Raw genomic sequence first — 13,883 nt, 5'->3', positions numbered from 1 at the left:
GGCAATGGATAAGGAGTAACGATGGCATATACTGTAAGAAAATTACTTGAATCAGAACAATTTCCAAAAATGAAGCTGCTTTGCGGTGAAAAAGGTCTAGATTTGGAAGTGAAAGGCATTCGAATAATCGAAATTGAAGATATGGAGCGATACCTGACGGGTGGTGAAATACTCATAACCAGTCTTCAGGTATATTTATCATGCAGTGATCGAGAAGTAGAGCAGCATTTTGAAGATTTAGTTAAAAGTGATATAAGTGGATTCATTGTAAAGAAAAAAAAAGAATATGATCCTACAGGACGCAGATTGAGTTTATTAGAAAAGCACTGCAAAAAATATGAAATTCCTCTGGTAGAAATTCCAGGAGATTTATATTACTGGGGAATTATCCGTCATGTTATGATGCAGGTATTCGATAAAGACACTGCACGCTTAAAGTATTTTAAAATTACACATGATAATTTTAATACGTTTATTTTAAAAAATAATGGATCAAGCAATACAGCAAGTGATATTATCAAATTTTTAAGCATCATGATCGAGAATCCTGTTGTATTGTATTATGGTAATCTTAATTGTATGGTTTCAACAAACTTGGGCAACTCCAAGTTAATATTGTCAGATGAAATTCAGCCATATAAACCCAATATTATTACGAAATTTCAATATATGAAGCAGATGAAAGGAAGCTGTGTTCAATATATAGTGAAATTTGCCATATTGAGTGAGGTGGATATATATATAACAATAACAGAAGAAAATAGAGAACTGACAGAACTTGATTATATGGCAATCGAGAATGCGATTATTAACTTGCAGTATGGATTTTTGAGTGAATTTGCACAGGATGAAGTGAAAAAGAAGTATCAGAGAGATATTATCCATAATATTCTGAATGGATTACTGAGTTCGAAAGAAATGACTGAAGCGGCAGCACAGCTCGGAATGAAAGAAAGCGATACTTACAGGGTTGTTGATTTTCATACCATCAAAAAAAATGTACAAAGAAAATATACAAAAGAACAGCTTCACGAAGTAGGTGTTATCGTGGGTGAATTGACGTATCTTTTGCCGGATGCGCTTATTTACAGAAATATGGATCAGATTGTTATGATTCAACAGGTAGATTCCAATCAGACAGAACTGGAGTATCAGAAAGAGATGGAAGAAGTAGAGGATGTTATCCAGCGAAGCATCCTTTATAGAAAGAAAGATACAGACTTTCAGATTGGTATAGGAAAAAGTGTGGAAGGGTATCAACAGCTGAAAGAATCTTATCACGAAGCAAGTCGGGCTATCAAGTATATAGACATTATCCGCCTGGTGACTGGTGATAAGAATAAGTCAGTAGTACATTATTCGAATCTCGGATTTTTCCAGATATTCGGCGAAATTGATGATGTGACGGAACTGGAAAGATACATTCCGGAAACATTAAAGAAATTATATTTATATGATGATGAACATAAGGGAGAATTGATTACAACCTTGCAGATGTATCTTAGAAATAACCAAAGCATCAAAAAAACTGCAGACGCAATGTTTGTTCATTATAGAACGATATCTTACAGGATTGAAAAAATAAAACAAATTTCCGGAATAAATTTTGACGATGCAAATGAAGTACTGGCAGTCAGTAATGGCCTGATTATTTATAAAATGTTAAAAGAAATAGAATAGAAAAAGAAAGAGAAATCGTGTTGAGGCATGGTTTCTTTTTTTTGAACGAAGTTCATAAAAAGGTATTATATGGAAGAGTATCGATACGATGGAACAGATTTTACAAAAAAATAAAAAAACTTTTCCTGTTTAGAACATTATAAAAAAATTTAAAATGGTATACAATACAGAAACATTGATGAGAAGCATTCTCTGATTCAAATAGACAATGAGAAAAAATTATATTGAAAAGCCATCATCGCATTACTATATGTTGCGATATTATTATTTATAGAATTCTAAATCTTATATCTGATGATAGAGTAGAACGACCCCCATATCTTGATGAAATTGATGGAAATTTTTGAATAATCAATTTCATCGTCCGACAGGAACCCACCAATTTTTTAGGACGAACTAATACCTGAAATAGTTTAGCTAAGGAAAGGGGTAAAACTATGCAGCTTACAAGTACAACGGATTATGCTATCAGAATCGTATGTTATCTGGCAGCACAAAGGCAGATGATCTCTACATCAGAATTATCTCAGGAACTAAGTGTTCCAGCCAGTTATATTCCAAAAATAACAAAAAAATTAAAACAAGCAGGAATCATAAAAGCCTGTGAAGGGATAAAGGGTGGATATCAGATTGCAAAACAGCCAGAGAATATATCTTTAAGGGATGTGATATCGTGTACAGAATCCACCATGGCAATTAGCAGGTGCCTGGAAAAAGAGGAAGGTTGCTCCAAAAATTATATAGCCTGCTGTAAAGTACATCAGATTCTGCTGGATCTGCAAAATATATACAATAACCGCTTGGAAAGCGTAAAGATATCAGACATTATCCGTCCTGGTAAGGATGAATATCTTGGAAAATTTTATGTGATTATAAAAGTTAATCTGAGAGAAAAAGATTATGAATGTATTTATTCTCATAATCATGATGTCTATGAACAAGTAAAAATAGCAGAATCATATGATGACTTTATAAAAAAATATGCGGAAAAATATATTTGTGAAGCAGACTGGATAAATGTCCAGAAATGTCTTGCAGGTGAGAATTTAACAGAACATCTTGTAGATGGATGTGTGGAAGAAGAAATTTTCTATCGCGGAATCATCGAAAATAACGGTACATCGTATGTATGAAAGCTAGTAAGTATGTGGATGTAAAGGAAAATACAGCAATTATTACATTTCATAATACAAAAGTGATTCCGAATACGATTGTAACAATGGAACAGGAGCTGAGAAAAAAAGAACAGGATGTTTGTATGGAACTCGAAAATGCGACTGTTAACTTACAGGATGGATTTTTGAGTGAATTTGCACAGGATGAAGAAAAAAAGACGTATCAGAGAGATATTATCCAAAATATTCTGAATGGATTACTGAGTTCGAAAGAAATGACTGAAGCGGCGGCACAGCTCGGAATGAAAGAAAGCGATACTTACAGGGTTGTTGATTTTCATACCATCACAAAAAATGTACAAAGAAAATATACAAAAGAACAGCTTCACGAAGTAGGTGTTATCGAGGGTGAATTGATGCATCTTTTGCCGGATGCGCTTATTTACAGAAATATGGATCAGATTGTTATGATTCAACAGGTAGATTCCGATCAGACAGAACTGGAATATCAGAAAGAGATGGAAGAAATAGAGGAGGTTATCCAGCAAAGCATCCTTTATAGAAAGAAAGATACAGACTTTCAGATTGGTATAGGAAAAAGTGTGGAAGGGTATCAACGATTGAAAGAATCTTATCACGAAGCAAGTCAGGCTATCAAGTATATTGAGATTATCCGCCAGGTGACTGGTGATAAGAATAAGTCAGTAGTACATTATTCGAACCTCGGATTTTTCCAGATATTCGGCAAAGTTGATGATATGACGGAATTGGAAAGATACATTCCGGAAACATTAAAGAAATTATATTTATATGATGATGAACATAAGGGAGAATTGATTACAACCTTGCAGATGTATCTTAGAAATAACCAAAGCATCAAGAAAACTGCAGGCGCAATGTTTGTTCATTATAGAACGATATCTTACAGGCTTGAAAAAATAAAACAAATTTCCGGAATTAATTTTGACAATGCAAATGAAGTGCTGGCAGTCAGTAATGGCCTGATTATTTATAAAATGTTAAAAGAAATAGAATAGAAAAAGAAAGAGAAACCGTGTTGAGGCATGGTTTCTTTTTTTTGAACGAAGTTCATAACAAGATATTAATGGAAGAATATCGATACGATGGAAAAGATTTTACAAAAAAATAAAAAAAATCTTTCCTATTTGTAACATTATAAAAAAACCACAAATGGGATACAATTCAAAACGTTGATGAGAAACATTCTCTGATTCAAATAGACAATGAGAAAAAATTATATTGAAAAGCCATCATCGCATTACTATATGTTGCGATATTATTATTTATAGAATTCTAGATCTTATATCTGATGATAGAGTAGAACGACCCCCATATCTTGATGAAATTGATGGAAATTTTTGAATAATCAATTTCATCGTCCGACAGGAACCCATTATTTTTTTTAGGACGAACTAATACTTGAAATAGTTTAGTTTTGTTAAGGGAAGAGGGAAAAACTATGCAGCTTACAAGTACAACGGATTATGCTATCAGAATCGTATGTTATCTGGCAGCACAAAGGCAGATGATCTCTACATCAGAATTATCTCAGGAACTAAGTGTTCCATCCAGTTATATTCCAAAAATAACAAAAAAGTTAAAGCAAGCAGGAATCATAAAAGCCTGTGAAGGTACAAATGGTGGCTATATGCTGGCAAAACAACCGGAGAATATTTCTCTGATGAAAATTATATCGTGTGTAGAGGAAACAATGGCAATTAATCGTTGTTTGGAAGAAGATCGTTTTTGTTCCAGAAATTTAGAAGATACCTGCAAGATACATAAAATATTGTTGAGTTTGCAGAATACATACAATAATAAATTAGAGAGCGTAAAAGTTTCAGATGTTATCCGCCCTGGAGAAGATGAATATTTTGGACGATTTTATGTTGTATTAAAACTGAACTTGAAGGAAAAAAGCTACGAGTGTGTATATTCACATATCCGTGAAGTGTATGAGAAAGTAAGGAAAACAGAAAGCTATGAAGAGTTCATAAGCCAATATGTAGAAAGATATGTGTATGCTTCTGACAAAAAAATGGTTCATGACTTCTTATCAAGTGAAGGATTAGAAGAAAGACTAGTTGATGAATGTATGGAAAAAGATCTTCCATATCGCAGAATTACTGGAAAAGATAAGAATGCATATGTTTGGATGGAAGCAAAAAAATATATAGATGCAAATGAGAATACTGCAATTATCACCTTACATAATGAGAAGATTGTCCAGAACACGGTTATAAAGATGGAAAGAGAACTCATAAAAAAAGAACAGGATATGGCAAAGCAGTATTGGGATATGGTATCACTTTTAACCACTGTATTAAATCATAATCAGTTAGTTGAATCAGGGTATCAAGATGATATCAGCTTCTATACAAAACAGGTATATCTTCAATTGCAGAAGAATTATCCGGAATATGGGATTACAGATGAAGAAATTTCGTCAGTAGCGCATTTAGCGCCGATTCATGATATTGGAAAGATAAAAGTGCCAATTGAAATTTTAAATAAGAATGGAAAATTGACAGATGAAGAAATGAATGTAGTAAAGCAACATCCATTAGTAGGTGCGGCGATGACCCAGAGATTCCCAGAGGGGATAACAGCGGAAAAGCTGAACCAATATAGCTATGAAATATGCAGACATCACCATGAAAGATATGATGGTTCAGGATACCCGGATGGTTTAAAGGGAAATGCAATTCCAATGTGTGCACAGGTTGTGGGGATTGTTGATGCTTACGATGCATTAATCAATGATCGTCCATACAAAAGGAAATATGAACCTGAAAAGACAATCCAGATGATTTTAAATGGTGAATGCGGAGCATTTTCCAATCAGCTGATGCAATGCTTTCAAGAGGCAGCAAAGCAGCAAAACTGGTTAAAAAGGCAAAATTAAAGTAACAAATGAAGGCAAAAGATTAGAGGTCCAGATATGAAGAAAAAAAGAAGGATAGAGAATAGAATTATCGCAGTAATATTATGTATGGCTATCTTATTTTCTCAAGTGAATATTGCGGATGCGGCAGATGCAAATCCATCGGGTACCAACACTAGTCAAGTGACACTTTCAGATGATGCCAAAAAGAGTAATGGTAAAGTATCAACCGAGTCCACAGTTTCAGATGAAATAAATGGCACCACGGAATCCGAATCTAAGATATCGGAGGAAACAAGTGAAAACTCACAGAATGACGAATCGGAATCTTCCGGTGGAAGTGTCAAACCGAAATCAACAGATAATATAGATGCTTATTATAAGGATAGTAAAATATGCATTTATAATTATGAACAGTTAAAACAGGTTGGTTCAGATGCTTATATTTACACAGGTGATAAGGATGGAAAGATTGGTTCTGGAGATGTAGTAAAGAGTGAAGGCACAGAGCTGAAATACGGTGCAGATGCCCAATATATTTTGATGAATGACATCCAGATGAACTCTGAACAGATTTGGTCAGTACCGGATTCCTTTACCGGAACTATTACTGGAACGAAAGTAGAAAAAAATGAAACACCAACGCTGTATGATAAGAAAACGGATACAATCTACATATACAATCCATATCAGTTAATGGTACTTGCGCAAGAAGAATCTGAAACGGAACCAGTTATGTCATTGGATTATGATGCACCACAGTTTGGTATGGGGCAGATGATTTATCCGGATGGAGAAGATCAGGAGTATCTGACTTATAGTAAGTCTCATAATTATGTGTTATCGCAGAAGTTTAATTCAGATAAGCCTGAGTTAGTTGCAGATCAATTGACAGAAAAAGCGGCGGATGGAGTTCAATGGCTAGATGGTGAGCATGCAGATGGAAGAACAAAACCGGGGCAGTTATACGTAACGGTTTCTGGGAAAAAATATATTCTGATTGGAAATGAATCACAGCTGAGAGCAATCGGAAGTAATAAGAGCGTAACTCCGAGACTGTATGTTTATTATAAACCGGGTCTGGTAAGTGGTTTGTTAGGCGGAGCTCCTTTTTATACGCCGTACTATCCCGGTGATGCTGATTTGGGACTTGACGCTGTGGCAAAGGAAGGTGCTACTACACATGGGCTTATAAGACCTGAGGCAGATAAAGTCAAAGGTGAGAATTCATATCTTTATTACAAAGATACAGAGAATGGAAAGGAAAATGGAAAATACAAGCTGGCGAATGTAAACCTTTCCGATGATAACATTCTTACAGGTTTGCTTAAAGGCGTAGGTGGACTTTTAGGTACCTTACTGGGCGGACTTACTGTTGGAACCGGTGAATTTTGTGGCACCAATGAAAATGGTCTTCCTGATAAAAATATAGATAAATATAAATTAAGGAGTGAATACGGCAATCTTAAGTATTCATCCAATGCAAATTACATCATTTTCCGGGATATTGACTTATCAAAGGCTGGTGTGAACTCGAATAAAGAAGATGATCTGTGGACACCACTTATGGTATCGGGGGATATCAAAGGTGCAAAGTTAGCAGATGGACAAACAAAGATTACGGATGGACAAACTATTCTGGCAACTGGAAGACCTGTGATTTCTAATGTGAATGTGGATCAGACAGAAGCAATGGATGGTTCTAAGTATATAGGAATTGGATTTTTTGGAACAATTACGAATGAGGTTAATGTAAAAAATATTGGTGTCAGCGCCGGAACGGTTTCCGTATCAAATCTGGAATTAAAAAATGTAAATGTACAAAATAACACGAATACACATAAAAATACACAGACCATAATAAGTGGACTTACATCGGGACTTGGATGGCTTGTAGGTGGTTTAACTGATTTATTAGTAGGAGTTTTAACATTTGGAAACGTAAACTTGAATTTAAAAGATACATTATCAGCACTTTTAAATGCAAGAGCAAAGGATCCGACGATTTATGCAACAGGTGCATTTGCAGGAAGGCTGGTGGGAGATGTTGCCATTGAAAACTGTGATGTGACAGGAAAGGTCAGCGTTTCGAACATTAATGATCGTACTGGTGGGTTTGTTGGTTATACAGAAGGTGTAACAGAGTATGACGGATTGTCAAAAGTTCTTGGAATAACGGTGGATGCATTATCATCATTGTTAAATGTAATTCCGGGACTTGGACTTGGAGATTTGATTACAATTCTTCTGAACAATGCATTACCGGTAGGCAGCTTAATTCCTACTGGATACAAAAATGTAAATATCAAAAACTGTCATGTAGAGAATCTGGCAGGAACTATCGGAGCTACTGATAAAGATTATGCGGGTGGTTTCGTAGGACAGCAGGTAGGAACAAGAATCTTTGACTGTTCCGTGAAAAACAGTAGTTATTCTGTAACTGCAAAAGAATACGGTGGAGGATTTGCAGGAATCAGCAGAGATGCGGAAATCCGTGGATTGTTAAGTGATGTAGGGGTTGAACTTATCCGAGTAATGCAGCCACAGAGTATCTTGTTAAATTGCAATCTGACAGGATGCAATGTCTCAGTATCTGGTGAAAATTATCAAGGCGGTATCGTAGGAGCACAGGCAAACAGTTATGCGGTCAACTGCGGAGCGAATGGAAGCATTGCAGTTAAAGCAAGTGGAAGTTATGCCGGCGGTGTGAGCGGTATTTCAACAGTTGGATGGATTACAAACCTTGGAAATAAAGAAGTCAAGAAAGTAAGCCTTTTAACAACGGTAAAAGACTTGTTGACGGGTCTCTTGGCCAGTGATCCGGAAAAAGCGGGTATGCTTCTGTCACTCGTAGGAATTGCACCATCAGCAATCCTGGGATGTAACATGAATTGTTCATCAGTTTCAGTTGAGGCTGGCAAGAGTTATTCCGGTGGTATTCTTGGTGGTGGTGATGGCGTCTATATTGCAGAATCCAGTCCAGAATATTTAAATAAACTTCCGTACTGGAAACATGGCGGAGGGGATGCGAGCAGTGTAGCCCAAAGAGATAATGCGCTCAAAGGATTAAAAACAGTTACGGCAAGTGAAAATCGTGCCGGGGGTATTGCCGGAAGTGTAACAACAGCAAATGTCACAGGACTTTTAAATAATACGCTTGGAATCGGAAACTTTCTTGGTTTTACTGTGCATCATGTAACAGTGACGGGAGTAAATGATGGATATACAGTAGAAGCAAAAGAAAACTACGTCGGCGGAGCGATTGGTGAAGCTGTCGGTGGAGATGTGGATACTGTAACATTGAGTCAGGTAAAATCCGTTAGAGCGAAGAATAGAGTCGGTGGTTTTGCTGGTTGTGCAGGCCCAGGAGATCTGGCAGGTGGAAACGGACTGACTTTGAACCTGTTGGGACTTAATAACTTGTTGAAAGTAGAAAATCTGCTTTCTGTGGCAGAAGGTGTCAGAGTTAAAATCAACAAAGCTCATGTAAATGGCATCGCAGGAGGCATGACTGTAGAAGCAACAGGTACAAACTCCAACGGCGAAGTAGTGGATTATACAGCCGGTGGTTTTATCGGAAAAAGTAATAGCTGTGAGATTATTAAGTCTGATGTGAAAAATTTAAAAGAAGTAACAGCAAATGATAAAGACGGTTTTGCCGGAGGATTTGTAGGTTCCTCACAGACCGGAGGTCTTGCAGATGTAGCTGGTGAAGCGGATGTCAAAGCTTTGTTAAATGCAAATAAGTTGTTAGGTGCTGTCAAGTACTTGCTTCCTTCTTATACAGAGTGCACGGTTACTTATGTTGATAAAGGCGGAGTTGCTGCAGATACAGCAGGCGGTTTTGCCGGAAACTTCCAGAGTGGAAAGGTTAACAACCAGGACGCAGGAAAAGGTAACTATTATTCTGTATATAATCTGAACCATGTAAACGGGCAGTCTTATGCTGGAGGCTTTGGAGGAAATGTTTACTCCGGAGCATTGGCAGATGCTGGAGGTGGAATCAGCATTCTAGGCGGAATCAAAGGTCTGGATATAAATGTTGAAGATCTGCTTAATCTGATCAATGCCTACATTCCATATGTGCAGTATGCAGGAGTTAAGTCAGACAACGGATTTACTGTTACTGCCAACAAAACGAAAACAGATGACAGCAATTCCGGAAGTGCCGGAGGATTTATCGGTTACGGAAGCGGTGTTCAGGTAAGCTACTGTAATGTTACGAACCTGAAGCACACAACTGTGAAAGCACCGACGAATCTGGAAACTCAGGATGCACCGACATATTTCAATGAAAAAGACAGCGAATATGCGGTAACGGGTGCCAGATATGCTGGTGGATATATCGGATATATGGATATTGGTTCGGCAGCTTCCGTTGGAAAAGGTTTGAGCGTACTTGGTAAATCGATAGGAATCAATAATGTGCTGGATGCATTGAATGTCGTTGTTTCTACAATAGAACATTCTGATGTTACAGGAAATGTTGGAGGTTTTGCAGTAAAAGCGACCTGGAAAAATACAGCATCTGATGCCTCAGCAAATGACGTTCTTGGAGATGCCGGAGGATTCGCCGGAAAGATTTCCGGTGGACATATTCAGGATTCAAATGCAAGTAACTTCTCATATATCATTGGACAGATTACTGCTGGTGGCTATGTGGGCGATCTTGAGCCGGGAAATGTGGCAAAAGTACTTGGTGATACGGGTATCTTAGGTGGTCTTGTTGATGTGTCAGATACATTGGCATCATTAGCGGAGGACTTTGTACCGACGATCAGAAACAGCTCTACGACTTGTATTCCTTGCGGTGGTGCAGTTCGTGCAGATGCGGATTCAACAACACAAGTACAACGAGGTATGGCCGGAGGTTATGCAGGACATAATGAAGGTGGTCACATCTGGGGAAACAATACAAAGAAATGGAAAGGTAAAAAATATACCGGACCAACAAGTAATTGTAAAGCAGTAAGAATCCGCTCGGTATACGGAGAAGAAATTGCTGGTGGCTTTACAGGACTTATGGAGTCAGCCGATACGGCAAGTACCGGAAACCTGTCCTTGTTGTGGGGACTGGTAAAAGTCGATAACATCCTAGGAGCACTCAGCGTTGTCTATCCGACAGAAGAAGACACAGCAGTTTATGGACCACTTGCCCAGATGGATTATGAAACCTGGAACAAATGGGTGAAATTTGTCGGTAAAAAAGGTGGTTACGGAAGTGACCTTGCTGCGAATGGAACAGTAAACAATCAAAAAGAACTGGATAATATTATTGGAAAATATGCTTACGGATACAATGTCGTAGCAGGAAGAGTCAATTACCAGGATGAGATAAAACTGGCGAATGGCGGAGCAGCTGGTGGTTATGTTGGATCAATGCAGACCGGAACCATTACAAATGGACAGGCTTATCAGGCGAAGACGATTAAAGGGCTTCGATGCGCCGGAGGTTTTGCAGGAGAAATGATAAACGGCGGAGTAGCAAAACTTGGAGGAGTTGATATCCTCGGTCTGAATCTGCAATTAGGGCAAATGTTACAGGTACTTAATGTCTTTGTGCCAGTGATAAAGAAATCTTCGGTAAAGGGTTATCAGAGTGGACTGATTGTCCAGTCAGAAGGTGTAGATGATAAAGATACTTGTGGTTATGCTGGAGGTTATGTAGGAAAACTGATCGGTGGGCAGATTTGGGGCGAAAATGATGCACGCTGCAAGGTCACAAAGCTGAGACGAGTTGACGGAAGAAGCTATGTCGGAGGATTTGTCGGAAGCTCAAGACCAGGAAGTGTAGCAACACTGAATCCAACTGCAGGAGAAGGATTGCTCAGTCAGCTTCTGAATAAACTGTTAAGTACACCGGCAGATTTGATAAAAGTATTAAATGCTACAGTCGCAACAATCCGTTATGCAGATGTGGAAGCCTGGGATAATTGGGGAATCATCATAAACGGAGCGCATTCAAACGGAGAAGCCAATACATCCTATGCAAAAGCAGCCGGAGGTTTTGCCGGAAATCTGGAAGGAACGGTACTCGGCAAGAAGAATACGGAAGAGGCAGGAGTTTCTGCTCAGAATATCCGTTCCGTAGTCGCAGGTGAATATGCCGGAGGATGCTTCGGTGTTGCTGATGTAGCCGGAGTTGCCAATATCAGTGCAGGAAATGAAACCTCGCTCCTTGATAAATTATTAAAGCTTGGAAGAACCGATGTGCTGGATGCGTTTAGAAGTTATGTATATTACGGAACTGTAAACGGAAGTAAGGATGCCGGCTTAAGTGTCAGTGCAAACACAGCGATAAAATCAGGACAGAACGATCAGGTTACCTATAGCGGAACAGCCGGAGGTTTTGGTGGCTCACTGTTAAATGGTTCTGTGAAAAACAGCAAAGTAACGAGCTTAAGTAATGTAAGAGGTTTAAACAGTGTCGGAGGATTTGTCGGCTATTCTGGAAAGAGCGGAGTAGTTAAGGCAGACAAGATTGACGTTCTTGGAGATAATAAAGGACAGTTGCTTGGTGGAGCACTTGGAGTTCTGGATATCTTTGGTTCTCATATAGATGACTGTACAGTTACAGGAACGGATGACGGTTACACCGTGCAGAGTACAAATGGAGATGAGAAGATTGCCGGAGGATTTATCGGATATGCAAATCTTGCAAGAATGTCGAATTGTACAGCAGGTGACAAAACGAACCAGAAAATTGGACTGAAACAGGTAGCGTCAGGTGGAACAGCCGGCGGCTTTGCCGGACGAACAAGTTTCGCTTATCTTGCAGATCTGAAGCTGGATTCAGGAGCAGTGAATATAATATTCTCACTTGTTAATGAACTTATAAAAGCATTATATCTGGATAAACTCCAGGATTCCAATCTTCTGAAGATTAATCTTGGAATTATCAAAGTGGATGCACTATATCATGGCAAACTGCTTCATGTAAATCTGCTTGGATTGGATATCTCTGTAGGACTTTCGAAGAAGTCAACAGATAATAACCAACAGACAGATCTTGCAATTATTACGAGCGGAGATTCATCCATCAAACTTCCATGTGATGAAAATGGACTTTTGAATGATAATGATGCCAAATCCAATATCAGTGTGAGTCTGATCAAGGCGAATCGAACAAGAATTACTGATAGTAATGTCTACGGTGTCAGTCATGGGTATGATGTCTATGCCGGTGGAGCCGGAAATGACAATGACGGTGCTGCTAAGGACGGACGAAGTGGTGGTTTTGTTGGATTCAACGATGAAGGACTTTTGAAGAATAACAACATGTATTACTGTGATGTGGTTCGTGGAACAAAAGATCTTGTCGGACCATTTAGCGGAAAAAGTGAATTAGATACGGTATATGATTTTAATAGCCAGGAAAATGTGGAAGGCGAAAATAACAATTATCGTATTTATAGAAAACTGGATCAATCTTTAGATCAAATTGAAAAGAATAACAGTATCTTGAACAGCAGTCATGAAAAGGATGATACAAGCGGATGGGATATTTATACAATAGGACATATGAATCCGGTAAAGACCTTTGAGACTTTAAAAAATGCTGTTCTGGTAAGCAAGGGTGACTCAGTGAAAGCAGATCTTAATGCTTATGAATCATCAGCAAAAGCAGTATTGATGTCAGATACCAAGACAACATTGAATACGGGAGAAAGTGATACACCGGAACCATCCGAGTCACAGGATCCATGTGATGAGAACATCAAACTGACAATCAATAAAGTTTGGAAGGATTTAAACAATTTTGATAATTCAAGACCAAACAGTATTACGGTAACAATATCACGTACCTGGAAAGACGAGACAGGAAAGAAAACGACAGAGACAGTTCCTGGTTACGAGAGTTACAAAATAGAAGGGTCCATCGATAAATCTAAGTGGCAGGAGGTGATAAAGGAACTCCCGGCATACAAGACAGTTGGAGATGATATTTATTATTACACGTATTCCATCACAGAAGCAAAAGTGGATGGTTATACAACAACGATAGATAAATCGCAAGATGGATTTACCTTCACAATAACTAATAGACATTTCCCAGGTCTTCCGGATACCGGAGGATACGGAAGCTATTTGATTTACCTGATAGCTGTTCTGCTTTTCCTGGTATATTTCATAATGAGATATAAAAAATGCAAGGAAAATAAAAAAGCAGAAAAACTATAAAA

Annotated in this window: 5 protein-coding genes; all 5 read left to right on the top strand. The window is 38.2% G+C overall.

Going from position 1 to position 13,883, the window contains the following annotated elements:
- Positions 1-21: 21 nt before the first annotated feature.
- The 5 genes from DXC04_RS08355 (at position 22) to DXC04_RS08340 (ending at position 13,881) form a co-directional block, all read left to right on the top strand.
- Entirely contained in the window at positions 22-1,680 is a 1,659-nt protein-coding gene (locus DXC04_RS08355) for a PucR family transcriptional regulator (protein WP_118660789.1), read from the top strand.
- A gap of 437 nt (positions 1,681-2,117) precedes the next feature.
- Positions 2,118-2,813: an RrF2 family transcriptional regulator gene (locus tag DXC04_RS15880; RefSeq protein WP_243112128.1), complete on the top strand. Its 696-nt coding sequence runs from the start codon at positions 2,118-2,120 to the stop codon at positions 2,811-2,813.
- Complete coding sequence (locus DXC04_RS15875) at positions 2,810-3,832, top strand: PucR family transcriptional regulator (protein WP_243112127.1); 1,023 nt, start codon at positions 2,810-2,812, stop codon at positions 3,830-3,832. The genes DXC04_RS15880 and DXC04_RS15875 overlap by 4 nt, the downstream gene beginning before the upstream one ends.
- Positions 3,833-4,275: 443 nt before the next feature.
- Entirely contained in the window at positions 4,276-5,721 is a 1,446-nt protein-coding gene (locus DXC04_RS08345; protein ID WP_118660787.1) for an Rrf2 family transcriptional regulator, read from the top strand.
- Between the two features lie 36 nt (positions 5,722-5,757).
- Positions 5,758-13,881, top strand: a complete 8,124-nt coding sequence (locus DXC04_RS08340; protein ID WP_118660785.1) for a Cna B-type domain-containing protein — start codon at positions 5,758-5,760, stop codon at positions 13,879-13,881.
- Positions 13,882-13,883 lie beyond the last annotated feature (2 nt).

The sequence above is a fragment of the Dorea sp. OM07-5 genome, assembly GCF_003481355.1.
In the GTDB taxonomy this organism is placed as follows: Bacteria; Bacillota; Clostridia; order Lachnospirales; family Lachnospiraceae; genus Dorea_D; species Dorea_D hominis.
The sequence above is the reverse complement of the archived record's forward strand: the minus strand, read 5'-3'. Positions and strand labels throughout refer to the sequence as shown.

Coding starts and splice junctions, on each gene's coding strand:
- DXC04_RS08355 (WP_118660789.1), top strand. CDS start 22: ATGGCATATACTGTAAGAAAATTACTTGAATCAGAACAATTTCCAAAA.
- DXC04_RS15880 (WP_243112128.1), top strand. CDS start 2,118: ATGCAGCTTACAAGTACAACGGATTATGCTATCAGAATCGTATGTTAT.
- DXC04_RS15875 (WP_243112127.1), top strand. CDS start 2,810: ATGAAAGCTAGTAAGTATGTGGATGTAAAGGAAAATACAGCAATTATT.
- DXC04_RS08345 (WP_118660787.1), top strand. CDS start 4,276: ATGCAGCTTACAAGTACAACGGATTATGCTATCAGAATCGTATGTTAT.
- DXC04_RS08340 (WP_118660785.1), top strand. CDS start 5,758: ATGAAGAAAAAAAGAAGGATAGAGAATAGAATTATCGCAGTAATATTA.